The organism is Allobosea sp. 05L423 (assembly GCF_056397745.1).
In genome coordinates this window covers 115,241-141,030 of the sequence record NZ_JBFTOA010000013.1, presented here as the reverse complement: position 1 = coordinate 141,030, position 25,790 = coordinate 115,241, and the positions used below count along the sequence as shown (strand labels likewise).

Here is a 25,790-nt window from a genome sequence, read left to right as displayed (position 1 = left end):
GACCAGGCGCCGGCATGGTCGTGGCCATGGACGTTGCAGGAACTGGCGCAGCCGCAGTTGGTCATGGCCGCCCGGCGCAGCGAGTTCTTGCCGGCGCCCTCGGGCTCGCCCCAGGCGGCATAGCCCTTGAAGGTGCGCACCGGCGACCAGTCGGGCATCGCCGGCGGCGGGGCGCTCTCGTCGAGCCTCACGAAATCGCGGGCGCCATAGACGACCTTGCCGCCGACGACGGTGAGGTCGGCCGAGATATGCGAGATCTCGTCCTCCGGGCAGGCGAAGAAGTCGCGGTCGGGTACGATCAGATCGGCGAACTGGCCGACTGCGATCCTGCCCTTCTTGCCCTCCTCGTTCGAGAACCAGGTGACGTTCTCGGTCCACATCCTCAGCGCGGTCTCGCGGTCGAGGCAGTTGCGCTGCGGCGTGAGGCGCAAGCCCCCGACGGTCTTGCCGGTGACCATCCAGGAGAGCGAGACCCAGGGGTTGTAGGAGGCGACGCGTGTGGCATCGGTGCCGGCCGAGGTCTTGATGCCCTTCTCCAGCATGCGCGCCACCGGCGGTGTCGCCTCGGCCGCAGCCGCGCCGTAGCGCTCGACGAAATACTCGCCCTGATAGGCCATGCGGTGCTGCACCGCGACGCCGCCGCCAAGCGCAGCGATGCGGTCGATCGAGCGCTCCGAGATCGTCTCGGCATGGTCGAAGAACCAGTTCAGCCCCTTGAGCGGAACGTCCTTGTCGACCTTCTCGAACACGTCGAGCGCGCGCGAGATCGTCTCGTCATAGGTCGCGTGCAAGCGCCAGGGCCAGCGGTTCTCGGCGAGGATGCGCACGACACCTTCGAGATCGCCCTCCATCTCCGGCGGCATGTCCGGACGCGGCTCGCGGAAATCCTCGAAATCGGCGGCGGAGAAGACCAGCATCTCGCCGGCGCCGTTGTGCCGGAAATAATCGTCGCCCTGCTTGTACTTGGAGGCCTTCGTCCAGTTAAGGAAGTCGTCCCTCTCCTGCTTCGGCTTCTGCGTGAACAGGTTGTAGGCGAGGCGGATGGTGAGCTGGTTCTCGTCCGAGAGCGTCTGGATGACGGCGTAGTCGTCCGGGTAGTTCTGGAAGCCGCCGCCTGCATCGATCGCGCCGGTGACGCCGAGCCGGTTGAGCTCGCRCATGAAGTGGCGGGTGGAGTTGACCTGATAGTCGAAGGGCAGCTTCGGTCCCTTGGCGAGCGTCGCGTAGAGGATATTGGCGTTGGGCCGGGCGAGCAGCAGCCCCGTCGGATTGCCGTTGGCGTCGCGCGTGATCTCGCCGCCGGGCGGCTGCGGCGTGTCCTTGGTATAGCCGACTTCAGCCCGCCGCGGATGATGTGCAGGTGGTTGTCGATCAGACCGGGCAACGCGCTGCGGCCCTTGAGATCGATGACCCTGGTGTTCGGCCCGGCATGGGCCATCACCTCGGCCTGCCCGCCGACCGCCAGGAAGACGCCGTCCTTGACTGCGACCGCGCTCGCCGTCGGGTTGCCGCGATCGAGCGTGGTGAAGCGGCCATTGCTGAGGATGAGATCGGCGGTCATCGGCTTGTCTCCGGATGGCTGGGGCTGACCCTGGGCGAGAGCCGAGGAAGCTAATCCGGGAAGGGCGAGCCCACCCAGCACCGTGCGTCGCGTCGGCATCAGCTGCGCTCCTTCTCCGGCGCGACCGCTTGCGAGGGCGTGGTCGCCTGCGCGGACTTGGCGCCGCCGGGCAGATGGCCGAAGACATGCGGCTTGATCTGATGCTCCCAGGACTGCGCCGCCGGCGCCTTCGTCCACAACCCGCGCAGCAGCGGTGGCAATTGCTCGCCGATCAGGATGCCGAGCAGCCCGACCAGCGCCACCACCGGCGGTGCCGGAGAACGCACATTGATCAGGCTGTAGATCACCCCGACCAGAAGACCCGCACCAAGCGACATCAGATAAATCTTCATGCGCGCACCCGTGCCTGGAAATTGAGGCCGCCCGTCCAACGCTCGGAGAACCGCTCTGTCTGGACAGGCTGGAACGCTGGCGCGTTCAAGTCTTGTCGGTTTGAACGATCCCTTGTCTGATCTGCCGATCGCGGCGGCGGCTCAGCTTACGCCAACGCGCGCGGAAGCGCGCACGATAAGCGCGACCGGCCTCGGTTTCACGCAGGCGCCATATCCGGATTTGCCGATGTCAGTGAACGGCGGCTTCGAACGGAATCGTCACATCGCGAGAGCGGCTTGCGCCGGTTTGTACGGTTGGCGCAGGCTCTCCGCGACCTGAGCGTTGGTGATCTGGCCGCGATGGATATTCAGCCCCGCAGCGAGATGCGGATCGTTGCGGATCGCATCCAGGCCGCCAGCGGCCAACGCCAGGCCGAAGGGCAGCGTTGCGTTGTTCAGTGCGTAGCTCGATGTAAGCGGCACAGCACCCGGCATGTTGGCAACGCAATAATGGATCACGCCGTCAATTTCGAAGGTCGGGTCCGCATGTGTCGTCGGATGGGAGGTTTCGAAGCAGCCGCCCTGGTCGATTGCGACATCGACGAGGACCGCACCGCGCTTCATCCTGGAGAGCTGCGAGCGCGATACGAGGCGCGGAGCGGCGGCCCCGGGGATGAGCACGGCGCCGATGACGACATCCGCGGCGAGGACTTCCTCCTCGATCGCGTGGAGCGTGGAAAAGCGCGTCCTTGCCCTGCCGCCAAAGTGCTCGTCGAGCTGCCTGAGCCGCGGCAGGGACCGGTCCAGAATCACCAGATCGGCTCCCAGACCAGCAGCCATGCGCGCCGCGTGAGTACCAACGACACCACCCCCGATGATGGCAATGCGCGCAGGAAGCACCCCCGGCACACCGCCGATCAGTACGCCGCGGCCACCGGCATGCCGCTGCAGGCAAGCGCCTGCGGCCTCGATCGATAGCCGACCTGCCACTTCGCTCATGGGGGCCAGCAATGGCAGGCCGCCGGCCTTGTCGGTCACGGTTTCATAGGCGACCGCCGTGACTCCGGATTTCAGGAGCCCGGCCGTCTGTTCCGGATCGGGGGCGAGGTGCAGGTAGGTGAACAGGATTTGCCCCTCGCGGAGCTGCACCCACTCTGATGGCTGCGGCTCCTTCACCTTCACGATCAGCTCGGCCTTGGCGAAGACCTCTGCTGCGCTCGCAACGATCGTGGCGCCCACGGCCTCATAGGCGGTGTCGGGCGCGGAAATGCCGGCTCCGGCGGTCGTCTCGACAAGGACTTCGTGGCCCGCCGCGGTGTATTCGCGTACGGCCTCCGGGGTCAGCCCGACCCGGTACTCGTGAACCTTGATCTCCTTGGGCACACCGACGCGCATTGCTTCCTCCTCGTTATGGTTGGAGCTTGGCGATCCCGCGCCGGTGCCGGCACGGGACTAAGCCCGCGAATGAATGGCTCTCCAGATGGTCTGCGGCGTCGCCGGCATGTCGATATGGCGCACCCCATGGGGCGAGAGGGCATCGACGATCGCGTTCATCACCGAAGGCAGGGAGCCGGCGCATCCGGCTTCCCCGCAGCCCTTCGCGCCGACCGGGTTGGTTCGGGTCGGCACGCCCTGACTGATGAAGGAGAAGAACGGTACGTCCGCCGCGCGCGGCATCGCATAATCCATGTAGGAGCCGGTCATCAGCTGGCCGGTTTCGTCATAGGACGTCATCTCGCAGATCGCCTGGCCGATGCCCTGCACGACCCCGCCATGGAGCTGCCCCTCGACGATCATCGGATTCACCAGAACCCCGAAGTCGTTGACCATAACATAGCTAGCGATCTCGACATGCCCGGTGTCCGGATCGATCTCGACCTCGGCGATGTGGCAGCCGTTGGGATAGGCCGAGGGCGCCGCCTTGAAGACGTGATCCACATCCAGCTTCCGCGGCAGGTCCTCGGGCAAGGGCGCGCCCGCCTGCAATTTCTCGGCGAGCTCCATGATGCCCATCGAGCGGTCGGTCCCGGCGATGCTGAAGCGGCCATTGGCGAATTCGATGTCGGCGACACCCGCTTCCAGGAAGTGCGCGGTCAGGAGCTTGCCCTTCTCGATCACGCGCACGCTCGCCTCGATGATCGCCGAGCCGCTCGCCATGATCGATTTCGAGCCGCCGGTACCGCCGCCCGCGATCAGGCGATCGCTGTCTCCTTGCATGAGGCGGATCTTATCGAACGGCACGCCGAGCTGGCTCGTCAGGACCTGGGCGAAGGGCGTCCAGTGTCCCTGCCCATAGTCGAGCGTCCCGGTGACGATGGTGACCGTTCCGTCCGGCTCGAAATGGATGCCACCCATCTCGTTGCTAGGAGGGGCAGTGACCTCGAGGTAGCAGCCGATCCCGCGGCCGCGCAGCTTGCCGGCCTTGCGGCTGGCACGCTCGCGCGCCCGGTAGCCCTTCCAGTCGGCCGCCTCCAGCGCCCGGGCGAAGAGAGCCGGGAAGTCGCCACTGTCGTAGACAGTCCCGATCGGGGTCTTCCAGGGCAATTGCCGGGGCCCGATCAGATTGCGCTGCCTGAGAACCGCCCTGTCGATCCCCATCTCCCCGGCGGCGGTGTCGATCAGCCGCTCCATGAAGTAGTTGCCCTCGGGGCGTCCGGCGCCGCGATAGGCCGCGATCGGCACGGTATTGGTGACGGCACACCGCGTCTGCACCTCCACCAGCGGCGTGCGGTACATGCCGACGCTGTTCTTGCCGATGTTCAGCGTGGCCATCATCGGGCCGGGGGGCGAGAGATAACCGCCCATGTTGCCGGTACCGGTGAAGCGCGTCGCCAGGAACCGCCCGCGCGCATCGAGGGCGAGCTCGGCCTCGAAGACCATGTCGCGGCCGTGATGGTCGGAAACGAAGCTTTCGGACCGCTGGTCGGCCCATTTCACCGGCTTCTTCAGCAGCCGCGCCGCATGCAGCAGCACGACGTATTCCGGAAACACGGCCGACTTCATGCCGAATGAGCCGCCGACATGGCCGGTGACAAGCCTCATCCGCTCCTGCGGCACGCCCATCGCCGCCGCGAGATTGTTGCGCATGCCGAAAGCGCCCTGGCTCGGGGCATGGAGCGTGTAGCGCTTCGCTTTGCCATCATAGATCCCGATCGCGGCGCGCGGCTCGATCGGGTTCACGATGATGCGGTTGTTGACGATCCGCACCTTGGTGACATGCGCGGCCCCGGCAAAGGCCGCGGCGACCTTCTCGGCGTCGCCGAAATGATAGTCGAGGATGAGGTTGCCGGGTACGTCGTCGAACAGCTGCGGCGCGTCGGGAGCAAGCGCCGCCTCCACCGAGGTGACCGCGGGCAAGATGTCGATATCGAGCGACACGGCCTCGGCGGCGTCGCGCGCCTGCAGCGCCGTGCGGGCGACAACCATCGCGACGGGGTCGCCGACGAAGCGCACCTTGTCCGCCGCGAGCGCCTTTCGGACCGGCTTCCTCATCGCGGTCCCGTCACGGTTCGGCAGGTCGACCTGACATTTCAGCGAACCGTAGTTCTGCCCCTCGAGGTCACCCGCCGTGTAGATCGCGACGACGCCCTTCATCGCTTTCGCAGCGATGGTGTCGATGCCCCGAATGACGCCGTGGGCATGCGGGCTGCGGACGAAGGCCGCGTAAAGCTGTCCTTCCAGCGAAAGATCGTCGGTGTAGCGCCCTTCGCCGCGTACGAGGATCGCATCCTCGTTGCGCGGGACCGGCTGGCCAATTCCAACGCGACCGGTCGAGCAATCGGCCTGAGAAACATGCATGTTCATCGCGAGGCACCACAGTCGAAAAGAAATCGAGGCGATGACTCCGGCAGACAGCTGCCATTGCCTTCGACCTCGCGCGGGCGCCGCCTCGTTGCGAGCGGCGTACCCCGCTGCCGACAACCATAGGCGTGCCAGAGCGAATTGGCGCCTGAGGCTGCGACATAGCTCCATTGACCGTGTCGGATAGCTCGGCCGAAAGCCGCACCGAGCTTTGCCCTTGCGGGAACGGCGGCGACGGAACCAAATGCGGTGCGAACTCCCAACGCCGGTCTGCGATGTTCAACTTCTTGGATGGCTGCCTTGATTGGGCGGAAGCACTGGTTGAAGGGCGACTTGCACGGCGAAGGCTGGCCAGGCGTGAAGCCGCCGCGCTCATCAAACGGGCGGGTTCGTCTGCATTTGAGGCTGCGCAGCAAATTGCCCTGCTGGCCCGGCAGCGCGGCGACAAGCAGGCTACAGAACTCTGGCTTGAGGTTGCCCGCGAGATCACGCGACGAGATGCATCCAAGCGCGGATAATGCTGCGCGCTCAGAGCTCGGGCCGGATTCCTGCCCGGTCCTCTCCGCGATCGACCGCACGGCGCGCCATGCCGGCCGTGATCGCGCCCGCGTCTCGAAAGCTCAGTTGGCGGAGCGGCACCTTTTCCCTGGGCAACCGAAGCGATCGCCTACGCAGCAAGCGTGGTTTCGGCAGCCATGATGCGCAAGCAAAATTCTATACTCAAGCGATTTTGGAAATAATGACCTGCGTCAAATAGGAGTTTGATAGAATAAAATTGCCCCCGTTGATTCTGATGGCAAAACCTGCTTATCAACCGCGCCGATAAGCCGAACAAGATAAGAATTTTGCCAAGGAAAAACCGGTCCGATGAGCAATTTCTACGAGGAGCAGGTTCTCAGCGTTCATCATTGGACCGATACGCTGTTTAGCTTCACGACGACGCGCGATGCGTCATTCCGCTTCAAGAACGGCCAATTCACGATGATCGGACTTAAGATCAACGAGAAGCCGTTGCTGCGGGCGTATAGTGTCGCGAGCACCAACTATGACGAGTGCCTGGAATTCTTCTCGATCAAGGTGCCGGACGGGCCTCTGACATCGCAACTCCAGAACCTCAAAGTTGGCGATCCGATCGTCGTCGGCAAAAAGGCAACCGGCACGCTCGTCCTCGACAATCTCAGCGACGGGAAACGCCTTTTCCTGCTTGGCACCGGCACCGGACTGGCGCCTTTCCTCTCGCTGATCCGCGACCCCGAGACTTATGAGCGCTTTCAGAGCGTCGTCCTCGTGCATGGTTGCCGGCAGGTCGCGGAACTGGCCTATGGCGAGCGGATACAGAGCCAGCTGCCACAGGACGAGTTCCTCGGCGAAATGATCCGCAAGCAGCTCGTCTATTATCCGACGGTGACTCGCGAACCGTTTCGCAATCGCGGCCGCATTACCGATTTGCTGACCTCCGGCCAGCTCTTCTCTGATATCGGCCAGCCCGGCCTCGACCCACGCAGTGATCGATTCATGCTATGCGGTTCACCGCAGTTGCTGGCCGACCTCAAATCAATTTTCGTCGCGCGCGGGCTGCGAGAGGGCAACCACGGGGAACCCGGCGACTACGTGATTGAAAAGGCTTTTGTCGAAAAGTAGCCCCGTATGATCCGACACATCGTGTTTTTCAGCGCCAAGACAGCGGACAATATCGAAACGATACGCAGGGGCCTGTCGATCCTGACAGGCATACCCCATGCTCTAAGGCTTGAGATTGCCGAAAATCGGAAGTCGGACCCGCTCAGCTCCGAAGTCGATATCGTCGTCTATGGAGAATTCGAGAATCACGCTGCTCTGGCAGCGTACAAGGCCCATGAGCTCTATGCCGAAGCCATAAGGCGGGTTCGCCCCCTGCGAGAGTTGAGGCTTGCCGCGGATTACGTGATCTCGGAGGCGACGACTGAACCCGTGATCGCCGCCAAACCGTCGACCGACAGCCCTTCGCGTTGATCGGCACAGGCCGATTGCCCTGGGAGCGGACCGCTCCGCCTCCGCCTGCGAACTCGTTTTTGGAAACATCGCCAAAAACGCGCTCTGCCCCCGGAAAGCGTCGCGTGCGCAGATCCTTTTGAAAAGACAGATAGCGCGAAAGGCGGATTGCGCGCCTCCCGCGCCAGCAGCCAACTCGGCGCCTCCGCCGGATCGCGCATCCCCAGGCTCTGCTTCGCCTAGCGCTTGCCGATGAGCCGTTGGAGATCGTCCGGGAAGTGTTTGCGCGGCCAGTAGATGCCGCTGCTCCGATGCTTCCGAGGCGCGCCATTATCAGGGCCATTGCGCCCTCTCCGCTCGAGCCGAGCGGCCGCAAGTTCTTGATTTGCCTTGTCTCTCTGGAAAATCAATTCCTTGGCGAGATGATGGCGGACAGGGAGGGATTTGAACCCCCGATACCCTTGCAGGTATGCCGCATTTCGAGTGCGGTGCATTCAACCACTCTGCCACCTGTCCGCGGTCGCCTTCGGTCGAAGCGAGGCGCTTGTTACACAAGCCGTGCCCGGGGGGCAAGCCTCCCGAACAGGAGAATTCCACTCTTCACAGCCGCTTTCGCTTGACCTCTCCCGGCCATGCGACTATCGAGCACCGTCCGGCGTGGGGAAACCCGCGCCTGATCTCTTTTGGCCTGCGTGATGCGTCGCAAGCCGGCAAGAGCAAACCTGACCACGCAATCGACTGCCAAAAAGCCGTCCCGCATGCGCGTCCATTCCGGAGGCCATGACAGGGCGGGGCCGAACATGGAGGACAAAATGTTCGCAGTCATCAAGACCGGCGGGAAGCAGTTCCGCGTCGCCGCCAACGACAAGATCACCGTTGCCAAGATCGAGGGCAACCCGGGCGACACCGTCGCCTTCGGCTCCGTGCTGATGCTCACCGAAGGTGAGAAGACCACGCTCGACACCAAGGCCCTTTCCGAGATCACCGTCGCCGGTGAGATCGTCGAGCAGGCCCGTGGCGAGAAGGTCATCGCCTTCAAGAAGCGCCGCCGCCAGAATTCGAAGCGCAAGCGCGGCTTCCGCGCCGAGCTGACCGTCATCCGCATCACCGACATCCTCACCGGCGGCAAGCAGCCGGAGATGAAGAAGGGCGATGTTTCCGCCGCTGCGCCGGCTGCCGCCAAGGCCAAGGCCGCTCCGAAGGCCGCCAAGGCCGAGGCCGGCGAGGAAGCCGAGCAGCCGAAGAAGGCCGCGGCCAAGAAGGCCCCTGCCAAGAAGGCGAAGGACGAGGCTTCGTCCGAGGCCTGAAGTCGGGTTTCCCGGCGTCGATATCCGCGCCGGATCACCATCGCCGAGGCTTCGGCCTCGACCTGTCGCTCCTGACAGAATGGTGCTCCGGCATTTCGTATCCGAGACGGGTGGCCTTTGCCCTCGATTCGGGTTAGAGAGACAGCACAAGTTTTGAGGTAGGGCGTTATGGCTCACAAAAAGGCAGGCGGCTCGTCGCGTAACGGCCGCGATTCCGAAAGCAAGCGACTCGGCGTGAAGCGCTTCGGCGATCAGGCCGTCGTTGCCGGCAACATCATTATTCGTCAGCGCGGCACGAAGTGGCATGCCGGCGCGAACGTTGGCATGGGCAAAGACCATACCCTCTTTGCGACGACGAATGGCCGCGTCCGATTCACGACGAAACTCGGCCGAGCTTTCGTGAACGTAGTCCCGGCCCAAGAGGCCGCAGAGTAAAAGGCGGATAGGGAATTTCCTCGATCCGCCGGTTCCATCGAACCGAACGGATCAAGGGCAGGGCCCGAATAGGGTTTCCCGAAGGTCAGCGAAGGGGAGATGGGACCAAAGTCCCAGCTCCCTTTTTTCGTTTGCGCCGACGGAGAGACCGATGTTCCCCGAACTGACCCGCGACGATGTCTTCCGGCTCGAGACCCGGCGTCTCTGGCTGCGTTGGCCCCGCATGGCCGATGCTGCGGCTATCCTTCGCCAGGCAGGCGAGAAGGCGGTGGCCGAGATGACGGCGTCGATTCCACACCCCTACCCGCCCGAGGCGGTCGAGCCCTTCATCTTCGCGATGCGCAAGGGCAATGCGCTGGGCGATCACCTCGTTCTGGCGATCACCCCGCGTTCAAAGCCGAACGAGCTGATCGGCATGATCGGAGCCCATAAGCAGGCTTCGGGCACACCCTTCATCGGCTACTGGCTGGGCACGCCGCACTGGGGCAAGGGCTACACGACCGAGGCGGTGCAGGGGCTGATCGACACCCTGTTCTCGCTGGTCGACCTGCCGGCGATCGAGGCCGATACCCGCGTCATCAACCCGGCCTCGCGGCGGGTTCTGGAGAAGTCCGGCTTCCGGGCCGAGGGCTCTTTCCTGAAGTCGCTGCCGGCGCGTGGCGGGCTGTTCCCTTGCGAGCAGTTCCGGCTCGACCGCTCGACCTGGGCGGCGCTGAAGAGCTGGAGCGCCAGCGGCTGGGCCCATGCGCCCGAGCAGGAGCCGGGGGAGGAACCGGCGCGCTCGCCGGCGCTCGGGATGCTCCCGCGCCGTCAGCAGGAGCAGGCCGAGCCCTGCCCGGCTTGAAGGACGACGACGCGTCATTGCGAGCGAAGCAACGAAGCAATCCAGGAGCCTCAAAGCTGGGCGGTTCAGCCCAGTCTCCTTGGATTGCTTCGTTACGCCCGCAATGACGGGAACGTCAGCCGCGCCTCACTTCACGAAGGTGCCGTGAAGTTCGTCGTCGATGTGGACGCGGATGATCTCCTCGAAGCTCGACTCCGCCGTGAAGCCGAGCGTCAGCGCCCGCTGCGGGTTGAAGTTGCGCGGCCAGCCGGCGACGATCCCGTCGATCACCGGATCCGGCACCCGCTTGATCCGCTTCACCACGTTCTCGCCGGCGACCTTGCGCAGCGCCTCGATCTGTTCCGCGACCGTGCAGGAATAGCCCGGCATGGTCAGCACCCGGCGCGGACCGATCGCGGTGGTGTCCATCGTCGCCGCATGGATCAGGAAGCCGACCGCCGAACGCGGCGAGGCGTGCCAGTGGCGCACCTGATCGGAGACCGGCAGCACCGCCTCCTCGCCGTTCAGCGGCTCGCGGATGATGTTGGAGAAGAAGCCCGAGGCCGCCTTGTTGGGCTTGCCGGGGCGCACGCAGATCGTCGGCAGGCGAATGCCGACGCCGTCGAAGAAACCGCGCCGCGAATAGTCGCACAGCAGCAGTTCGCCGATCGCCTTCTGCGTGCCGTAGCTGGTCAGCGGCGTGGTGAAGAACTCGTCCTCGATCTTGTCATGGAACGGCGCGCCGAACACCGCGATCGAAGAGGTGAAGACCACGCGCGGCTTGTAGCCGCCGCCGACCTTGCGGATGGCCTCGAAAAGATAGCGCGTGCCATCGAGATTGATGCGATAGCCCTTGTCGAAATCGGCCTCGGCCTCGCCGGAGACGATCGCGGCGAGATGGACGATCAGTTCGGGCCGCGTCGCGATCAGGTTCTCGGCCTCGCCCTCGATCGAGAGATCGGAGATCACCGCCTCGAAATCGAAGGGCGCGGCCGGCGGAGCCGAGGCAACGACCACATCCTGCGCGGTCACGCGCGTCACCGGCTTGCCGCCGAGCGCCCCGTCGCGCGCCAGCCGCTCGATGAATTTGCGCCCGACCATGCCGGCGCCGCCGAGAACGAGAATATGCATGGGTTCTGTCCTGAAGGTTTGGTCTGAAGTTTCGCGTCGTCAGTTCGGAAGATAGCCGCCGAGATCGTCCTCGATATGGACGCGGATGATCTCGTCGAAATCGCGTTCGGCCGTGAAGCCCAGCGCCAGCGCGCGCTTTGCGTCGAACCGTGTCGGCCAGCCCGCGACGATGGCGGAAGAGGCCTCGTCCGGCGCGCGCCGGATCAGCTTCACCGCCTTGTCGCCGGCGATGCGCCCGAGCGCCTCGATCTGCTCGCCGACGGTGACGCAGACGCCCGGCATGGTCAGGTTGACGCGCGGCCCCAGCGCCTCGCGCGTGAGCCCCGCGGCATGGATCAGGAATCCGACGGCCGAGCGCGGGCTGGCATGGGTGAAGAGCACCTCGTCGCCGACCGGCAGCAGCGCCTCCAGCCCCTGCAGCGGCTCGCGAATGATGCCGGAGAAGAAGCCGCCGGCCGAGGCGTTCGGCTTGCCGGGCCGGACCGCGATCGAGGGAAAGCGGATGCCGACGCCGTCGACAAAGCCGCGCCGCGTGTAATCGGCCAGCAGCAATTCGCCGATCGCCTTTTGCGTGCCGTAGCTGGTCAGCGGCGTTGCGTGGAACTCATCAGAGATCGCGGGTGGGAACGGCGCACCGAAAATGCCGCTCGAGCTGGTGAAGACGAGTTTCGGCACGTAAGCCGCGCCGCCCTCGTGCCGGATCGCCTCCAGCAGGTTGTGCATGCCGTCGAGATTGACGCGGTAGCCCTTGTCGAAATCGCGCTCGGCTTCGCCGGAGATGATCGCGGCGAGGTGGAAGATCAGATCCGGACGCAGCGCGGCGAGCTGCTTCGCCACAGCCGCATCGCCGGAATCCTCGACGCGGATCGTCGCGCGGTCCGCGAGTTCCGCCGGCAAGGAAGCTGGCATGACATCTGAAAGAGTGAGCTTGCCGATCGCTTTGCCGGCGCAGCTTCCCTCGCGCACCAGGCGTTCCGCGAGCTTGCGGCCGACCATGCCGGCCGCGCCCGTGATCAGGACATGCATGAGCTCTCCCTATCCGTTCTCGTGCCGGGTCGCTGTTTGCCGCAACCTCTGGACCGGTAGCGGGCGGAGGACCGCCCGCCACCGATGCTTGCGCTCAGAGCGCGAAGCCGCCATCCGCCAGATGGATCTGGCCGGTGGTGTAGCTCGACTCGTCCGCGGCCAGATAGACCGCGAGCCACGCGATCTCCTCGGCGGTGCCGAGACGGGCCATCGGCTGGCGATCGATGAAGGCCTGCCGGGCGGCGGCCTCGGTCGTTCCCGTGGAGGCAGCGAGGTCCTTGATGCGCTGGTCGAGCGAGGGCGACTGGATGGTGCCCGGGCAGATCGCGTTCGCGCGGACGCCCTTCTTGATGTAATCGGCCGCGACGGCCTTGGTCAGGCCGATCACCGCCGCCTTGGTCGCGCCATAGGCGTAGCGGTTCGGGATTCCGCGCACCGAGCCGGCGCCCGAGGCGATGTTGATGATCGAGCCATTGCCCTTCTCCAGCATGCCCGGAAGGAAGGCCTGAATCGTGCGATGCATCGCCTTGACGTTGAGGTCGAAGGAGAAGTCCCAGGCCTTGTCGTCCGTGTTCAGCACCGTGCCGTGATGGACGAAGCCGGCAGCGTTCACGAGAACGTCGATCGGCCCGACCTTCTCCGCGAAGGCGTTGACCGCCTTGGTCGACAGCACGTCGAGCTTGCGCTTCTTCGCCTTCGGAATGCCTTCGAGCAGGCCGACATCCTTGTCGGTCGCCCAGACGGTGGCTCCCTCAGCCACGAAAGCCTCGGCAATGGCGCGGCCGATCCCCTGCCCCGCGGCGGTGATGACCGCGACCTTGCCCTTCAAACGTCCTGCCATGCTCGCTTCCTTTTATTAGCCGGCTTTTGCAAAAATCTTGCGCATATGGGTCAGCCGCCGGTCGGCCATGTCCTCATGATGCGTGATGGCGAAGCCGAGGCGCTCGTACCAGCCGATGCGCTGGGTCAGCTTGGCGTGGGTGTAGAGATGGACGGAGCCGTAGCCGAGCGCCCGGGCCCGCTCATCCGCAAAGGCCATCAGCGTGGCCCCGAGCTTGCGCCCGCCCGCCTCCGGCGAAACCGCAATGCTCCAGATCGTGAAATCCTCGGGCTCGATCTCCAGGACCAGCGCGGCGGCAAGCCCCGGCTCGTCATCGACCACCCACACCTCGCGCGTGGCCAGCACCTCGTCATAATCCGCGATGCGTGGCAGCGAAGGCACGCCGATGATCGCCTCGTTCGGCAGATAGGCGGCCTCCGTCAGCGCGACGATGGCCGGAATATCGGCAGGCGTGGCGCGGCGCGGCGTCATTGTCAGGCCTGCGCCTTCGCGAAATCGGTCAAGGAGGCCTTCTGCTGGCCCTGCGCATCGAAGTTGTCGGGGGCGAGCCAAGCCTCGAAAGCGCGCGCACGCGCCGGCCACTCGGAATCGATGATGGAGAACCAGGCCGTATCCCGGTTCGCGCCCTTCACCACCATGTGCTGCCGGAATAGCCCCTCATACTGGAAGCCGAAGCGCAGCGCCGCGCGCTTCGACGGCTCGTTGCGGTTGTTGCACTTCCACTCGTAGCGGCGATAACCGAGCGAGAAGCCGTAGTCGCCGACGAGATAGATCGCCTCGGTCGCGGTCCGCGTGCGCTGCAACGCCGGCGAATAAGTGATCCAGCCGACCTCGAACACGCCATGCTCGGGCCGGATCTCCATGATCCAGAGATGCCCCTTGGCCTTGCCGTCGGCCTTGTCGATCACCGCGAGCGGGACGATGCCCCCCTTGGCCACCATCGAATCCAGCAGCGCGCGGTACTCGTCCTTGCTCTTCGGGGGGGTAGCAGGCAGCCAATCCCAGACGCTGTCATGCCCGGCATTGGCGGCCCAGATGTCGTCGAGATGTCTGCCAACGTCGAGCGGTTCGAGCCGGCAGTACTGCCCATCCAGTACCTTGGCCGGCGGAAATGGCGGCGCCTTCCAGTCGAGTGTCATGACAGTCCCTTGCCCCGCCAGCTTGTGAAATCCTGCTGAACGTTCCAGCTCGAACCGAGCTCATCCGCAATGGCATGGGCGAGCGCATGCCCTTCGGCCTCCCAGGCCATGCGCTCGACCTGATCGGCGAAATCGGACGCCACCGGATCGTCGTCGTCATAGATCGCGTCGAAGACATCCATCCAGGCTTCGAGCCGGTCGCCCAGTTCCTCGGAGAGGCCGACATCTTCTGCGTCGACCGCCTTGCGCTTGCCCTTGGCATCGATCTGCCAGAGGCCGCTGCGCCCAAGCCATTCCGGCGCGATCAGGAGCGTGCCGCTCATGAACGCTCCTCGAGATCCTTGCGGAAGAAGGGGTTGAGCGGCGCCGAGGGGCCGTTGCCGGCGAAGCCCTTGAAGCTGCCCTCCTCTGCGATCAGCCGCGTCGCCTCCATGAAGGCCGCCCAGGCCGCCCGTGCCAAGGCGCCGCCGATCGAAATGCGCCGTGCTCCAGCCGCCGCGATATCCGCGACGGAGAGCCCGAAATCGCCGTAGATCAGGGCATTCACCGGCTTGCCGCCGGCGGCCGAAACGATGGTGCCGATATCGGCTGCGGTCTTCGGCCCGGGCGCATAGAGCACATCGGCTCCAGCCGCCGCATAGGCCTCGATCCGGCGCGCCGCCTCCTTCAGCGGCTCGGAATGGCCGGTCAGGAAGCATTCGGCGCGGGCGGTCAGCACCACGCCGGAGCCGGTCTCGTCGATCGCCTTGCGCGCGGCCTTGATCCGCTCGACGGCAAGCTCGAAGGGATAGAGCGGATCATCCTCTCGGCCCGTGGCATCCTCGATCGAGAGGCCGGCGATGCCGGTCGCGACGCAGAGCTTGGCATTGGCGGCGACGCCATCAGGCGTGTCGGCATAGCCGTTCTCGAAATCGGCATTCACCGGCAGATCCGGCACGGCCTTCACCATCTCGGCGATATGGGCAAGCATCATGTCGCGCGGCACGTCCTGGTCGGCGCGTGCCTGCGTGAAGGCGAAGCCGGCGCTCGTCGTCGCCAGCGCCTTGAACCCCTGCCCGCGCAGCCAGCGCGCCGAACCGAGATCCCAGGGATTGGGCATCACGAAGCAACCGGCCTCGTGCAGCTTGCGGAAGGCTTCGACCTGCGGGCTGTGGGCCATTTTTAAATCGTTTCAAATGGAGGCGGATACGAGGCTGGCATAGTGTCTAGGACAGCTTCGTTTGTCAGCCCCGGCGTCGCGCATCGGCGGACGGGCGCCGTTGCGCATGGCGAATGCCGCCGCAGCCGTCATTCTCGGGCGGCACGAAGGGCCGACCCGAGAATCTCTCGCCAGAAGAGGCGCATGCGTCGGCACGAGATGCCCGGGGCAGGCCCGAGCATGACGCGCCAGCGAGCCCCGTGCTCAGTGGTTGTCCCGCGGGATACCGAACTTCTTGTGGATCTTCTGGTACTTGACCGCCGGCTTGAGGACCATGCCCTCGGACAGCTCGTCGACGATCTTGCGCTGGATCTCCTGCCAGGGCGTCTGGCTCTTCGGGTATTTGTAGCCACCCGCCGCCTTGAACTCGGCCTTGCGCTGCGCCAATTCCTCATCCGAGATCAGGATATTGGCGGTGCGCTTGTTGAGATCGATGCGGACCTTGTCGCCGGTCTTCAGCAGCGCGAGGCCGCCGCCGGTCGCCGCTTCCGGCGAGGCGTTGAGGATCGAGGGCGAGCCGGAGGTGCCGGACTGGCGCCCGTCGCCGACGCAGGCGAGCGCGGTGACGCCCTTCTTGATCAGGTAATCCGGCGGCCGCATGTTCACCACCTCGGCCGCGCCGGGATACCCGATCGGGCCGACGCCGCGGATGAACAGGATGCAGTGCTCGTCGATGGCCAGCGCCGGATCGTCGATGCGGTGGTGGTAATCCTCCGGCCCGTCGAAGACGATGGCGCGGCCCTCGAAGGCCATCGGATCCTTGGGGTTCTCCAGATAGCGCTTGCGGAATTCCGGCGTGATCACGCTGGTCTTCATGATCGCGGAATCGAACAGGTTGCCGGAGAGGTTGAGGAAGCCGGACTGGGCCTTCATCGGCTGATCGTAGCTCTTGATCACCTCGCGGGCGATCGAGAACGCTCCCTTGCAGTTCTCTTCCAGCGTATGGCCGTTCGCAGTGATGGCCGGCTTGAGCTTGCCCTTCTCGATCAGCTCCGCGATCACGGCAGGCAGGCCGCCGGCGCGGTAATAGTCCTCGCCGAGATACTCGCCGGCCGGCTGCAGATTGACCAGCAGCGGGATATCGTAGCCGATCTTCGTCCAGTCCTCGTTGTCGAGCTTGACGCCGATATGCTTGGCGATGGCGTTGACGTGAACAGGCGCATTGGTCGAGCCGCCGATCGCCGAATTGATGACGATAGTGTTCTCGAACGCCTCGCGCGTCAGGATCTTCGACGGAATCAGGTTCTCCCAGACCATCTCGACGATGCGCTTGCCCGTCAGATAGGCCATCTCGTAGCGGTCGCGGTAAGGCGCGGGGATCGCGGCGGCGCCGGGCAGCGTCATCCCCATGGCTTCGGCCAGCGAGTTCATCGTCGACGCCGTGCCCATGGTGTTGCAGTGGCCGGCGGACGGCGCCGAGGATGCGACGAGCTCGACGAAGCCCTTATAGTCGATCTCGCCCGCGGCCATCATCTGGCGCGCCTTCCAGACGATGGTGCCGGAGCCGGTGCGCTCGCCGCGGAAGGAGCCGTTCAGCATCGGGCCGCCCGGCAGTGCGATGGCGGGGATGTCGACCGTCGCGGCCGCCATGATCTGGGCCGGCGTGGTCTTGTCGCAGCCGGTCGTCAGCACCACGCCGTCGAGCGGGTAGCCGTAGAGGATCTCGACCAGCGAGAGATATTGCAGGTTGCGGTCGAGCGAGGCGGTCGGCCGCTTGCAGGTTTCCTGGATCGGGTGGATCGGGAATTCGAAGGGCACGCCGCCCATCTCGCGAATGCCGTCGCGGACACGGTGGGCCAGCTCGATATGGTGGCGATTGCAAGGGGCGATGTCGGAGCCGGTCTGGGCGATGCCGATGATCGGCCGGCCGGACTGCAGTTCCTCGCGCGACAGGCCGAAATTCATGGTGCGCTCGATATAGAGCGCGGTCATGTCGGCATTGGCGGGATTGTCGAACCACGCCTTGGAGCGCAGTTGCTCGGGTTTGATACGCCGAACCGGCTTCTTGCCGGGGGTCTTGCCGGGTGCCTTGGCCATCTCGTTTCCTCTCGCGCGGCACGGCGCTGGCGGCCGTTTGCCGATGTCTCATTCAAACGATTTGAGACAAGCCATCATGCCCATCGCCAAAGGCTCGGCAAGGCCCATTCTGGCTGATAGTCATACTATTTATTCATGCTGTATGCAGCATGCAACAGGGCGCGATGCGCGGCCTCCGCTTGCCAGCCCTGCCCGTTTGGCGCCAAGAAAAGGCGGGTCAGAAGGCACGCCCTGACAGAACCGGCCAATCTGCCCGTCCGAAAAGCGCCGCCGAGGAAACGCGCCATGTCCCTTCACGTCGTCCCATCCTTCGCCCGCATCGGCGAGGAGAATGCCTTCGCCGTGCTGGCGCGCGCGACCGAGCTGCAGCGCCAGGGCAACGACATCATCAATCTCGGCATCGGCCAGCCGGATTTCGCCACGCCCGAGCACATCGTCGAGGCGGCGGTGAAGGCGCTGCGCGACGGCCATCACGGCTACACCCCGGCGAACGGCATCCTGCCGCTGCGCGAGGCGGTCGCGGCCGACCTGCACAAGCGCTTCGCGGTCGAGGTCTCGCCCGAGAGCGTGATGATCGTGCCCGGCGGCAAGGTCACCATGTTCATGGCGATCCTGATGTTCGGCGAGCCCGGCGTGGAGATCCTCTATCCGGACCCGGGCTTCCCGATCTATCGCTCGATGATCGAGTATACCGGCGCGACGCCGATCCCGGTGCCGATCCGCGAGGAAAACGGCTTCGCCTTCTCGGCCGAGGAGACGCTGGCGCTGATCACGCCGAAGACGCGCCTGCTCATCATCAACTCGCCGGCCAACCCGACCGGCGGCGTGACGCCCAAGGCCGAGATCGACAAGCTCGTCGCTGGCCTTAGCGATTTCCCCGACGTCGCGATCATGTCCGACGAGATCTACGACCAGATGGTCTATGACGGCGAGAAGCATGTCTGCCTTCTCAGCTATCCCGAGATTCGCGACCGGCTCATCCTCCTCAACGGCTGGTCCAAGACCTACGCGATGACGGGCTGGCGGCTCGGCTATTCGGTCTGGCCGAAGCCGCTGCTCGACAATGCCCGCAAGCTCGCGGTGAACTCGCATTCCTGCGTCAACGCCCCGGCGCAATGGGCAGGGCTCGCGGCGCTCGCCGGCCCGCAGGACGCGGTCCATATGATGCTGGCGGAATTCGACCGGCGCCGGAAGGCGGTGGTGAAGGGCCTGAACGGCCTGCCGGGGGTCTCCTGCATCGAGCCCAGGGGCGCCTTCTACGCCTTCCCGAACGTCTCGCAGACCGGCTGGAAGGCGAAGAAGCTCGCCTCCGCCCTGTTGGAGGAAGCCGGCGTCGCCACCATCGGCGGGCCCGACTTCGGCGTCCATGGCGAGGGCTATATCCGTCTCTCCTACGCCAACTCGCTTGGGAACATCGAGAAGGCGCTGGAGCGGATGAAGACGTTCCTCACCAACGCGAAGGCCGCCTGACCATGGTCACCTGCTATCTGCGCTATGTTGTCGACCCCCATAAGCTCGATGCCTTCGAGGCCTATGGCAAGCTCTGGATCAGGCTGGTCGAGAAGTTCGGCGGCAAGCACCACGGCTATTTCATGCCCTCGGAAGGCGTGTCCAACGTGGCGCTCGCCATGTTCAGCTTTCCGTCGCTCGCGGCGTACGAGGACTACCGCAAGCGCTCCTTCGACGACCCCGAGTGCCAGGCGGCCTTCGCGATGAACGAGAAGGATCGCTTCATCATCAGCTACGAGCGATCGTTCTTCCGCCCCGTTTTCGAAGACGATCAGGGCGTCAAGCGCGCGCCCTGAAAACCAGTCTCAGTTCCGCGCGCTCGCGGTCACACCAGGATCGACCTTGAAGCTCGAGGCCTCGATCACGGCCGTGCCGATCATCGTCTTCACGGAGATGCGCACCGGCACCATCACATCGGTGCCGGCGACGGGCGCGAGCCAGGCCGTGATGTCCCGGTTCTCCGCCATGAACTTCGTGCTGGGCCGGAGCGCCCGGTGGCCGGCGATCGGCACATAGCGCGCCTGGCAAATCGAGACCGGGCCGCTATAGCCTTCGAGCTTCACATTGCGGGTGCCGGCGCTGGACAGCTTAATGTCGTAGCGCGCCGCGCCGTCGAAGATCGGCAGGGTGCGGTTGCAGGCGGCGTCCTTGCCCTTGCCGCTGACCGGCATCAGGAAGGCGCTGAGCGGGTCGACGATATTGCGCTTGTGGCTCTCGGTGAGCGGCACGCGATCGGGCTTCTCGTCGATCGGCGGCTCGATATCGATACCGGCGACGGCGCCCTCGGCCAGCGCCATCCGCACCGTGCGGCTCTCGCTGGAATTTGCGGAGCTCACCGCGAAGGTCTTGGGCGCGAGCTTGCCGCCCACCAGCGCCCCGGTCGCAGCGCCCGAGCCGCGGCCGCCGGTCACGCCCCCGACGATTCCCGTCAGCTTGGCTGCCATGTCGAGCTTGTAGCTCGATCCGTCGATGCCGCCGGAGAGGCTCGCAGTACCGAGCGTGATGCCGAGAAGGGAGACGTCGTAGCGCGCGTCGAGCGAGGCCGCCTCGGCAACCTCGGCCAGACAGGCTGCGAGAACCAGCGCTGTGAGGGACGATGCGACGGCGGATTTCATCCATAGCCTCCGGAACGGCGCGATCCTGCGCGACATGCACTCTGAATCGGTCCGAATCGTGACCGGTTTTCCATCGCGGCGAAGCGATGGCCGAACGAAGCATCCGATGCCGATCTTTACACCTCGTTAACGCTGAAGGCGATGTGAACAGGCCGCGGGAGTTTTCCTTGACGGGGCCCGCCAGCTTGGCTATGGAACCCCGACTTCAATTTGACTTCCGGTGCTCGCCGGCACGTCGCGTGTCGGTTTTTTTGTTTGAGCGACCTGGGGATGTAAGGAACGATTGCCATGGCCCGCCGTTGCGAACTGACCGGGAAAGCCACCCAGACCGGCCACCTCGTCAGCCACTCGAACCGCAAGACGAAGACCGTCTTCCGCCCGAACCTCGTGAACGTCACGCTGCAGTCGGACGCGCTCGGCCGTTCGGTGCGCCTGCGCGTTTCGGCCAACGCCCTGCGTTCGGTCGAGCATCGCGGCGGCCTCGACGCCTTCCTGCTCAAGGCTGCGGCCGGCGACCTCTCGGTCGGCGCGCTCTCCCTGAAGCGCGACCTCGAGAAGAAGCTCGCCGCCAACTGAGCGGCTTGACCTCTCGGGTCTGAAGGAAGCGGCCGCAAGGCCGCTTTTTTCGTTTGGGCATCAAGGGCCGTCATTCTCGGCCGGAGCGAAGCCTCGACTCGAGAAGCTCGGGCCCGGAGAGGCTCCGGCACCCATTCGTCCGGAGATGCTCGGGTCAAGCCCGAGCATGACGCTCTCTATGCAACCAGCTCGAATTCCAGCAGCACCGTCCGCTGCAGGAAGGAGAAATTGTCGTCCGAGATCAGGGTCAGCACAGTGCGCCCGTTCTCCTGATGGACCGACAGCCCTTCCATATTATCGATCTCATAACCGAGGTCGGCCTCGATCAGGCGCGGCCCGTCCACCAGCGCCCCCGGCCGGATATCGCGCCCGGCGATTCGCCTCATCCGCATGCCGACGCCCCGCAGCGGCTGGTACCAGCGCTCAAGCAGCAGCATGTCGCCGGACGGCAGGAAGGCGAGATCGGTGATGTCGTAGCCATCATGGCGGGCGACCCTGAACAGCCCGGGCTGGGGACCGCCGAGAATCGCACCGAGCGTCGGCTCGTCCTCCTTGCCCGATCGCTCGGCGATCGCGACAAGCGCTCCCTTCAGCGGCCCTACGGGCACCACGCCCAGCGCCTCAAGCCCGCGATTACGCGGCAGGCGCTTGATTTCGGGCGGCACGGGCACCGACCGCGCCCGCGCCTCGACGCCCTCCCCAGCCCAGTCGAAGCGGACGATCTCGTGCCGGCGCTCGATCCCGACATAGGCCACGCCATCGGCGATGCAGAGGCTCTCGGTGTCGAAGAGCCCCGAGCGCGCGAGCGGCCGCCCGGAGGCGCCCAGAATGGCAGCCATCTCGACATCATCGAGCCCGGCAGGTCTGCCACTCTGCGACACGACCTTCGCCGTCAGCCAATAGCCGCGATCGGTCACCGCGACGATGTCGCGCCCCCCGTTCAGCCGCGCCAGGCCCGAGAACCCGCCGAAGCGCGGATGGCCGGAACTCAGGACGAGCCCGCCGCGGAACTGCAAGGCGCCGAATCGGCGCCGATCCGCGTTGCGCGGCTCGAAGGCCGTGAAAGGCCTTGCGGAAACGGAGACCGGAAAGCGGGTCTGCTCGACGGCCTGCGCCGCGCCCGGCAGGGCGGCGGCGCCGAGGCCGGCGAGAGCGGCGCGACGCGTGAGACGCATCAGTGCAGGCGGCGCGATGCGGACCCCGCAGCCGGGCCGTCCTCCTCGAACAGCTCGGCAAGCTTCTCGGTCATCACCCCGCCCAGCTCCTCGGCATCGACGATGGTGACGGCACGGCGGTAGTAGCGCGTGACGTCGTGGCCGATGCCGATGGCGATGAGCTCCACGGGTGAGCGCGTCTCGATCTCGGCGATGATGTGGCGCAGGTGCCGCTCCAGATAATTGCCGGCATTGACCGAGAGGGTGGAATCGTCGACCGGCGCGCCGTCCGAGATCACCATCAGGATCTTGCGCTGCTCAGGCCGGCCGAGCAGGCGCTTATGCGCCCAGTCCAGCGCCTCGCCGTCGATGTTCTCCTTGAGCAGCCCCTCGCGCATCATCAGGCCGAGATTCTTGCGCGCGCGCCGCCAGGGCGCATCGGCCGCCTTGTAGATGATGTGCCTGAGATCGTTGAGGCGGCCGGGATTGGCCGGCTTGCCGGACTGCAGCCAGGCCTCGCGCGACAGCCCGCCCTTCCAGGCGCGCGTCGTGAAGCCAAGCAGCTCCACCTTGACGCCGCAGCGCTCCAGCGTGCGGGCGAGGATATCGGCGCAGGTGGCTGCGACCGTGATCGGCCGCCCCCGCATCGAGCCGGAATTGTCGATCAGCAGCGTCACCACCGTGTCGCGGAAATTGACGTCCGACTCCTGCCGGAAGGACAGCGGCTGGAACGGATCGAGGATGATGCGCGGCAGGCGGGCGGGGTCGAGCGCGCCCTCCTCGAGATCGAACTGCCAGGAGCGGTTCTGCTGCGCCATCAGCCGCCGCTGCAGGCGGTTGGCGAGGCGCGCGACGACGCCCTGCAGATGCGCGAGCTGCTTGTCGAGATAGGCGCGCAGGCGCGTCAGCTCCTCGGCGTCGCAGAGCTCCTCGGCCGTGACGATCTCGTCGAATTTGGTCGTATACGCCTTGTAGTCGGTCTGCGGGCGCTCATTGCCGCGGCTCTCGCGCGGACGCGGCGCTTCGCCGGCCTCCTCGGATTCGGAGCTGTCATCCTCCTCGTCCCAATCGCCGGCCGGCGCGTCTGTCGCCTCGGAGGCGCCTTCCTGCAGTTCCTCGGTCGCGTCCTCGCTGACCTCGACTTCGGAGCGGTCGGCGCCGCTCTCCTGTTCCGACTCGCCTTCCTGCTGCTGCTGATCCTCGGAGGACTGGTCCTGATTGTCCTCGTCCTCCTCGGACTCGTCGCCCTGCGCACTCTGGTCGGCCATGTCCAGCGCCGCCAGCATGTCGCGCACCGTGCGGGCAAAACCGCGCTGGTCCTCAATCGTCTTGGACAACCGGTCGAGATCGCCACCGGCCTTGGCCTCGATCTGCTCGCGCCAGAGCTCGACGATCTTCTCGGCCGCCTTCGGCGGCTTCAGGCCCGTCAGGCGCTCGCGCACCATCAGCGCCAGCGCATCCTCGAGCGGCGCGTCAGCGCGATCGGTGATCTCCTCGTAGCGCCCGCCACGGTGATAGCGGTCCTCCAGCATCGCGGTGATGTTGCCGGCCATGCCGGACATCCGCCGCGCGCCGAGCGATTCGACCCGCGCCTGCTCGACGGCGTCGAAGACTGCGCGCGCCGCATCGCCTTCGGGCGCTGCCCGGCGGTGGATCGCGGCATCATGGCAGGCAAGCCTGAGCGCCATCGAATCGGCATGGCCGCGCAGGATCGAGACATCGCCGGGCGTCAGCTTGCGCGGCGGCTCGGGCAGGCGCGCCCGCTCGCCGACCAGCGACGGCTTGTCGGCGGCGAAGACGATTTCCATCTCCGGCTTGCGCGCGATCGCCTTCATCGCGCCGGAGATGGCGCGCTTCAGCGGCTCGGCCGGGGCTTCCTTCGGCGTTCCGGGCTTGCGGTTCGAGATGCTCATAGCGCCTTCGTGAAGTGATGCAGCGTTTGACCCGCCACCGGATAGTTCTCCATCCGGCCGCATTCGCGATAGCCGAGCCTCGGATAAAATCCCGGGGCCTGGATGCTCATCGTCCCGAGAAAGACACCCTTGGCGCCGTGCTGGCGAGCCTCGTCTTCGGCTCGCGCGACCAGCGTTTCGCCCAATCCCGCGCCGCGATGGGCCTCGTCGATCCAGAGCAGATCGACATAGAGCCATTCCCATTTCAGCTCGCCGACGAGGCCGCCGACGATCTCGCCGCTCTCGTCGCGCAGGCTGATGGCCAGCGGCTTGGTGTTCCGGGGGCCGATTTTCGCCTGGTTATGCGCGCTCAACCCACGCAGAACGGCCGCGCGCGTCTCGTCCTGTTCACGCTCAACCGTAACCGCGACCATGGCTCCCCCTAGCGCGACCGCCCGTCATATTGCGTCGGCGAGAGATCGCCCGGCTCTACGCCGGCAAGGCAGCGCACATTGACCGCGACCATCGGCGTGCCGTCGGATCCGTTCGCCCTGGCGAAGGACTCGATGCCGCAGGTTTCGCAGAACAGATGCTGGATCTTCTGCGTGTGGAAGCGGTACTCGGTCAGCGCCTCCTCGCCCTGGGTGAGCGTGAAGGCGGTGGCCGGCGAGAAGGCGAGAATCGAGCCGCGGCGCTGGCAGTAGGAGCAGTTGCAGGTGATCGTCTGCCCGAGGTCGGCCTCGACCTCATAGGCAACCCGTCCGCAATGGCAGCTGCCTTGATACCGCGCCATGGCTCGCTTCCTCCGTTAGCTCAGGACCACGTTCGCCGCGCTCTCCGGCAGCTCCTTGCCGAAGGAACGCTGGAAGAACTCGGCCACCAGCGTGCGCTCCATCTCGTCGCACTTGTTCAGGAAGGTGACGCGGAAGGCGAAGCCGATATCGCCGAAGATCGCCGCGTTCTCCGCCCAGGTGATGACCGTACGCGGGCTCATCACGGTCGAGAGGTCGCCGTTCATGAAGGCGTTGCGGGTGAGATCGGCGACACGGACCATCTTGTTGACGATGTCCTTGCCTTCCGGGCTCTTCTGATAGTGCTTCGACTTCGCCAGCACGATCGCGACCTCGTTGTCATGAGGCAGGTAGTTGAGCGTCGTGACGATCGACCAGCGGTCCATCTGACCCTGGTTGATCTGCTGCGTGCCGTGATAGAGGCCCGAAGTGTCGCCGAGGCCGACCGTGTTGGCGGTGGCGAACAGCCGGAAGGCGGGATGAGGCCGGATGACGCGCTTCTGGTCGAGCAGCGTCAGCTTGCCGGACTGCTCCAGCACGCGCTGGATCACGAACATCACGTCCGGGCGGCCGGCGTCGTACTCGTCGAAGACCAGCGCGATGTTGTTTTGCAGGGCCCAGGGCAGGATGCCGTCCTGGAACTCGGTGACCTGCTTGCCTTCCTTCAGCACGATCGCGTCCTTGCCGACGAGATCGAGGCGGGAGACGTGGCTGTCGAGGTTGACGCGCACGCAGGGCCAATTGAGGCGGGCCGCGACCTGCTCGATATGGGTCGACTTTCCGGTGCCGTGATAGCCCGAAATCATGACGCGTCGGTTATGCGCGAAACCGGCGAGGATCGCGATGGTGGTGTCGCGGTCGAAACGGTAATCCGGGTCGAAATCGGGCACATGCGGATCGGCTGCCGAATAGGCCGGCACCTCGAGATCCGTGTCGATCCCGAAGGTTTGGCGCACCGACAGCTTCATGTCGGGCAATCCGGGCGCGGTCGTCGTCGTCATCATCTTGTCTCCAGGCGCAGGGCCGTGGCCGGCTACATGCCGGTTTGCCCAGAGCCGACCGAGGAGGGAGGCGGATCATCCCTCATTAGAGCGAAAGACCGGAAGCGGCAA

Annotated in this window: 26 protein-coding genes, 1 tRNA gene and 1 pseudogene; 9 read left to right on the top strand and 19 right to left on the bottom strand. The window is 65.6% G+C overall.

The annotated features are described in order from the left end of the window. From AC1DNE_RS22890 to AC1DNE_RS22875, 4 genes and pseudogenes are all read right to left on the bottom strand, one after another. A pseudogene (locus tag AC1DNE_RS22890) lies at positions 1-1,660 on the bottom strand (amidohydrolase); the annotation flags it as partial. After that, positions 1,660-1,953 carry a XapX domain-containing protein gene (locus AC1DNE_RS22885; RefSeq protein WP_441472552.1) on the bottom strand — a complete coding sequence of 98 codons (294 nt, stop codon included), beginning with the start codon at positions 1,951-1,953 and terminating at the stop codon, positions 1,660-1,662. The gene AC1DNE_RS22885 and the pseudogene AC1DNE_RS22890, both read right to left, overlap by 1 nt. A gap of 258 nt (positions 1,954-2,211) precedes the next feature. Next, entirely contained in the window at positions 2,212-3,327 is a 1,116-nt protein-coding gene (gene ald / locus AC1DNE_RS22880) for an alanine dehydrogenase (RefSeq protein ID WP_441472551.1), read from the bottom strand. Positions 3,328-3,384: 57 nt separating this feature from the next. Continuing rightward, positions 3,385-5,736, bottom strand: a complete 2,352-nt coding sequence (locus tag AC1DNE_RS22875) for a xanthine dehydrogenase family protein molybdopterin-binding subunit (RefSeq protein ID WP_476766257.1) — start codon at positions 5,734-5,736, stop codon at positions 3,385-3,387. Between the two features lie 272 nt (positions 5,737-6,008). On the opposite strand from AC1DNE_RS22875, the gene AC1DNE_RS22870 reads away from it, so the two are divergent. From AC1DNE_RS22870 to AC1DNE_RS22860, 3 genes are all read left to right on the top strand, one after another. Beyond that, positions 6,009-6,251 carry a hypothetical protein gene (locus AC1DNE_RS22870; protein ID WP_441472549.1) on the top strand — a complete coding sequence of 81 codons (243 nt, stop codon included), beginning with the start codon at positions 6,009-6,011 and terminating at the stop codon, positions 6,249-6,251. A gap of 349 nt (positions 6,252-6,600) precedes the next feature. Beyond that, positions 6,601-7,374, top strand: coding sequence for a ferredoxin--NADP reductase (locus AC1DNE_RS22865; protein ID WP_476766256.1), 774 nt, complete (start codon positions 6,601-6,603; stop codon positions 7,372-7,374). A 6-nt stretch (positions 7,375-7,380) separates the two neighbouring features. Beyond that, positions 7,381-7,725: a Dabb family protein gene (locus tag AC1DNE_RS22860; RefSeq protein WP_441472547.1), complete on the top strand. Its 345-nt coding sequence runs from the start codon at positions 7,381-7,383 to the stop codon at positions 7,723-7,725. 405 nt (positions 7,726-8,130) lie between these two features. On the opposite strand, the gene AC1DNE_RS22855 is transcribed toward AC1DNE_RS22860, so the two are convergent. Next, positions 8,131-8,220, bottom strand: a tRNA-Ser gene (locus AC1DNE_RS22855). Between the two features lie 296 nt (positions 8,221-8,516). On the opposite strand from AC1DNE_RS22855, the gene rplU reads away from it, so the two are divergent. The 3 genes from rplU (at position 8,517) to AC1DNE_RS22840 (ending at position 10,290) form a co-directional block, all read left to right on the top strand. Further along, positions 8,517-9,011, top strand: a complete 495-nt coding sequence (gene rplU, locus AC1DNE_RS22850) for a 50S ribosomal protein L21 (RefSeq protein ID WP_441472546.1) — start codon at positions 8,517-8,519, stop codon at positions 9,009-9,011. 168 nt (positions 9,012-9,179) lie between these two features. Continuing rightward, positions 9,180-9,446 (top strand): 50S ribosomal protein L27, encoded by a 267-nt coding sequence (rpmA, locus tag AC1DNE_RS22845; RefSeq protein WP_038363769.1) that lies wholly within the window; start codon positions 9,180-9,182, stop codon positions 9,444-9,446. A gap of 151 nt (positions 9,447-9,597) precedes the next feature. Next, the gene (locus AC1DNE_RS22840) at positions 9,598-10,290 is read left to right on the top strand and encodes a GNAT family N-acetyltransferase (protein ID WP_441472545.1); all 693 of its coding nucleotides are present in this window, start codon (positions 9,598-9,600) and stop codon (positions 10,288-10,290) included. 126 nt (positions 10,291-10,416) lie between these two features. Here AC1DNE_RS22840 and denD (AC1DNE_RS22835) read toward each other — a convergent pair whose 3' ends face one another. The 8 genes from denD (AC1DNE_RS22835) to AC1DNE_RS22800 form a co-directional block, all read right to left on the bottom strand. Continuing rightward, positions 10,417-11,400: a D-erythronate dehydrogenase gene (denD, locus tag AC1DNE_RS22835; RefSeq protein ID WP_476766255.1), complete on the bottom strand. Its 984-nt coding sequence runs from the start codon at positions 11,398-11,400 to the stop codon at positions 10,417-10,419. Between the two features lie 39 nt (positions 11,401-11,439). After that, on the bottom strand, positions 11,440-12,426 hold the full coding sequence (gene denD / locus AC1DNE_RS22830) for a D-erythronate dehydrogenase (RefSeq protein WP_476766254.1): 987 nt from the start codon (positions 12,424-12,426) through the stop codon (positions 11,440-11,442). 94 nt (positions 12,427-12,520) lie between these two features. Beyond that, on the bottom strand, positions 12,521-13,267 hold the full coding sequence (locus AC1DNE_RS22825) for an SDR family oxidoreductase (RefSeq protein ID WP_476766253.1): 747 nt from the start codon (positions 13,265-13,267) through the stop codon (positions 12,521-12,523). A gap of 15 nt (positions 13,268-13,282) precedes the next feature. Continuing rightward, positions 13,283-13,738 carry a GNAT family N-acetyltransferase gene (locus AC1DNE_RS22820; protein ID WP_476766252.1) on the bottom strand — a complete coding sequence of 152 codons (456 nt, stop codon included), beginning with the start codon at positions 13,736-13,738 and terminating at the stop codon, positions 13,283-13,285. Positions 13,739-13,740: 2 nt separating this feature from the next. Then, a complete protein-coding gene (locus tag AC1DNE_RS22815) occupies positions 13,741-14,406 on the bottom strand; it encodes a GNAT family N-acetyltransferase (protein WP_476766251.1) in 666 nt (221 codons plus the stop codon). Next, the gene (locus tag AC1DNE_RS22810) at positions 14,403-14,729 is read right to left on the bottom strand and encodes a hypothetical protein (protein ID WP_441472539.1); all 327 of its coding nucleotides are present in this window, start codon (positions 14,727-14,729) and stop codon (positions 14,403-14,405) included. The genes AC1DNE_RS22815 and AC1DNE_RS22810 overlap by 4 nt, the downstream gene beginning before the upstream one ends. Next, positions 14,726-15,565, bottom strand: a complete 840-nt coding sequence (locus AC1DNE_RS22805; RefSeq protein WP_476766250.1) for an isocitrate lyase/PEP mutase family protein — start codon at positions 15,563-15,565, stop codon at positions 14,726-14,728. Before AC1DNE_RS22805 ends, AC1DNE_RS22810 begins: the two co-directional genes overlap by 4 nt. Positions 15,566-15,808: 243 nt before the next feature. After that, positions 15,809-17,641, bottom strand: a complete 1,833-nt coding sequence (locus tag AC1DNE_RS22800) for an IlvD/Edd family dehydratase (protein ID WP_476766249.1) — start codon at positions 17,639-17,641, stop codon at positions 15,809-15,811. Between the two features lie 285 nt (positions 17,642-17,926). Between AC1DNE_RS22800 and AC1DNE_RS22795 the strand changes: the two genes are divergently transcribed. Together AC1DNE_RS22795 and AC1DNE_RS22790 are read left to right on the top strand one after the other, a co-directional pair. Continuing rightward, positions 17,927-19,111 (top strand): pyridoxal phosphate-dependent aminotransferase, encoded by a 1,185-nt coding sequence (locus AC1DNE_RS22795; protein ID WP_476766248.1) that lies wholly within the window; start codon positions 17,927-17,929, stop codon positions 19,109-19,111. A gap of 2 nt (positions 19,112-19,113) precedes the next feature. Beyond that, complete coding sequence (locus AC1DNE_RS22790; RefSeq protein ID WP_441472535.1) at positions 19,114-19,446, top strand: NIPSNAP family protein; 333 nt, start codon at positions 19,114-19,116, stop codon at positions 19,444-19,446. Positions 19,447-19,455: 9 nt separating this feature from the next. On the opposite strand, the gene AC1DNE_RS22785 is transcribed toward AC1DNE_RS22790, so the two are convergent. Further along, positions 19,456-20,265, bottom strand: a complete 810-nt coding sequence (locus AC1DNE_RS22785) for a DUF3108 domain-containing protein (RefSeq protein ID WP_476766247.1) — start codon at positions 20,263-20,265, stop codon at positions 19,456-19,458. Between the two features lie 288 nt (positions 20,266-20,553). On the opposite strand from AC1DNE_RS22785, the gene rpmB reads away from it, so the two are divergent. Next, on the top strand, positions 20,554-20,841 hold the full coding sequence (gene rpmB / locus AC1DNE_RS22780; protein WP_441472533.1) for a 50S ribosomal protein L28: 288 nt from the start codon (positions 20,554-20,556) through the stop codon (positions 20,839-20,841). A gap of 176 nt (positions 20,842-21,017) precedes the next feature. Here rpmB and AC1DNE_RS22775 read toward each other — a convergent pair whose 3' ends face one another. From AC1DNE_RS22775 to cobS, 5 genes are read right to left on the bottom strand one after another with little or no spacing between them, the layout of a single operon-like run. Continuing rightward, on the bottom strand, positions 21,018-22,016 hold the full coding sequence (locus AC1DNE_RS22775) for an esterase-like activity of phytase family protein (protein WP_476766246.1): 999 nt from the start codon (positions 22,014-22,016) through the stop codon (positions 21,018-21,020). Continuing rightward, positions 22,016-23,908 carry a cobaltochelatase subunit CobT gene (gene cobT / locus AC1DNE_RS22770; protein ID WP_441472531.1) on the bottom strand — a complete coding sequence of 631 codons (1,893 nt, stop codon included), beginning with the start codon at positions 23,906-23,908 and terminating at the stop codon, positions 22,016-22,018. Before cobT ends, AC1DNE_RS22775 begins: the two co-directional genes overlap by 1 nt. Next, positions 23,905-24,321 (bottom strand): GNAT family N-acetyltransferase, encoded by a 417-nt coding sequence (locus AC1DNE_RS22765; RefSeq protein ID WP_476766245.1) that lies wholly within the window; start codon positions 24,319-24,321, stop codon positions 23,905-23,907. Before AC1DNE_RS22765 ends, cobT begins: the two co-directional genes overlap by 4 nt. An 8-nt stretch (positions 24,322-24,329) precedes the next feature. Continuing rightward, the gene (locus AC1DNE_RS22760; protein WP_476766244.1) at positions 24,330-24,680 is read right to left on the bottom strand and encodes a GFA family protein; all 351 of its coding nucleotides are present in this window, start codon (positions 24,678-24,680) and stop codon (positions 24,330-24,332) included. A gap of 15 nt (positions 24,681-24,695) precedes the next feature. Further along, the gene (gene cobS / locus AC1DNE_RS22755) at positions 24,696-25,682 is read right to left on the bottom strand and encodes a cobaltochelatase subunit CobS (RefSeq protein ID WP_441472528.1); all 987 of its coding nucleotides are present in this window, start codon (positions 25,680-25,682) and stop codon (positions 24,696-24,698) included. Positions 25,683-25,790: the final 108 nt, after the last annotated feature.

What these genes read in the sequence shown, in the direction of transcription:
- AC1DNE_RS22860 (WP_441472547.1), top strand. Translation starts at nt 7,381, where the DNA reads ATGATCCGACACATCGTGTTTTTCAGCGCCAAGACAGCGGACAATATC.
- AC1DNE_RS22840 (WP_441472545.1), top strand. Translation starts at nt 9,598, where the DNA reads ATGTTCCCCGAACTGACCCGCGACGATGTCTTCCGGCTCGAGACCCGG.
- AC1DNE_RS22785 (WP_476766247.1), bottom strand. Translation starts at nt 20,265, where the DNA reads ATGAAATCCGCCGTCGCATCGTCCCTCACAGCGCTGGTTCTCGCAGCC.
- AC1DNE_RS22775 (WP_476766246.1), bottom strand. Translation starts at nt 22,016, where the DNA reads ATGCGTCTCACGCGTCGCGCCGCTCTCGCCGGCCTCGGCGCCGCCGCC.
- denD (WP_476766255.1), bottom strand. Translation starts at nt 11,400, where the DNA reads ATGCATATTCTCGTTCTCGGCGGCGCCGGCATGGTCGGGCGCAAATTC.
- AC1DNE_RS22815 (WP_476766251.1), bottom strand. Translation starts at nt 14,406, where the DNA reads ATGACACTCGACTGGAAGGCGCCGCCATTTCCGCCGGCCAAGGTACTG.
- AC1DNE_RS22825 (WP_476766253.1), bottom strand. Translation starts at nt 13,267, where the DNA reads ATGGCAGGACGTTTGAAGGGCAAGGTCGCGGTCATCACCGCCGCGGGG.
- rpmB (WP_441472533.1), top strand. Translation starts at nt 20,554, where the DNA reads ATGGCCCGCCGTTGCGAACTGACCGGGAAAGCCACCCAGACCGGCCAC.
- AC1DNE_RS22810 (WP_441472539.1), bottom strand. Translation starts at nt 14,729, where the DNA reads ATGAGCGGCACGCTCCTGATCGCGCCGGAATGGCTTGGGCGCAGCGGC.
- AC1DNE_RS22885 (WP_441472552.1), bottom strand. Translation starts at nt 1,953, where the DNA reads ATGAAGATTTATCTGATGTCGCTTGGTGCGGGTCTTCTGGTCGGGGTG.
- AC1DNE_RS22800 (WP_476766249.1), bottom strand. Translation starts at nt 17,641, where the DNA reads ATGGCCAAGGCACCCGGCAAGACCCCCGGCAAGAAGCCGGTTCGGCGT.
- rpmA (WP_038363769.1), top strand. Translation starts at nt 9,180, where the DNA reads ATGGCTCACAAAAAGGCAGGCGGCTCGTCGCGTAACGGCCGCGATTCC.
- AC1DNE_RS22820 (WP_476766252.1), bottom strand. Translation starts at nt 13,738, where the DNA reads ATGACGCCGCGCCGCGCCACGCCTGCCGATATTCCGGCCATCGTCGCG.
- AC1DNE_RS22865 (WP_476766256.1), top strand. Translation starts at nt 6,601, where the DNA reads ATGAGCAATTTCTACGAGGAGCAGGTTCTCAGCGTTCATCATTGGACC.
- AC1DNE_RS22870 (WP_441472549.1), top strand. Translation starts at nt 6,009, where the DNA reads ATGTTCAACTTCTTGGATGGCTGCCTTGATTGGGCGGAAGCACTGGTT.
- AC1DNE_RS22760 (WP_476766244.1), bottom strand. Translation starts at nt 24,680, where the DNA reads ATGGCGCGGTATCAAGGCAGCTGCCATTGCGGACGGGTTGCCTATGAG.
- rplU (WP_441472546.1), top strand. Translation starts at nt 8,517, where the DNA reads ATGTTCGCAGTCATCAAGACCGGCGGGAAGCAGTTCCGCGTCGCCGCC.
- AC1DNE_RS22790 (WP_441472535.1), top strand. Translation starts at nt 19,114, where the DNA reads ATGGTCACCTGCTATCTGCGCTATGTTGTCGACCCCCATAAGCTCGAT.
- AC1DNE_RS22765 (WP_476766245.1), bottom strand. Translation starts at nt 24,321, where the DNA reads ATGGTCGCGGTTACGGTTGAGCGTGAACAGGACGAGACGCGCGCGGCC.
- AC1DNE_RS22805 (WP_476766250.1), bottom strand. Translation starts at nt 15,565, where the DNA reads ATGGCCCACAGCCCGCAGGTCGAAGCCTTCCGCAAGCTGCACGAGGCC.
- AC1DNE_RS22875 (WP_476766257.1), bottom strand. Translation starts at nt 5,736, where the DNA reads ATGAACATGCATGTTTCTCAGGCCGATTGCTCGACCGGTCGCGTTGGA.
- AC1DNE_RS22795 (WP_476766248.1), top strand. Translation starts at nt 17,927, where the DNA reads ATGTCCCTTCACGTCGTCCCATCCTTCGCCCGCATCGGCGAGGAGAAT.
- cobT (WP_441472531.1), bottom strand. Translation starts at nt 23,908, where the DNA reads ATGAGCATCTCGAACCGCAAGCCCGGAACGCCGAAGGAAGCCCCGGCC.
- ald (WP_441472551.1), bottom strand. Translation starts at nt 3,327, where the DNA reads ATGCGCGTCGGTGTGCCCAAGGAGATCAAGGTTCACGAGTACCGGGTC.
- cobS (WP_441472528.1), bottom strand. Translation starts at nt 25,682, where the DNA reads ATGATGACGACGACGACCGCGCCCGGATTGCCCGACATGAAGCTGTCG.
- denD (WP_476766254.1), bottom strand. Translation starts at nt 12,426, where the DNA reads ATGCATGTCCTGATCACGGGCGCGGCCGGCATGGTCGGCCGCAAGCTC.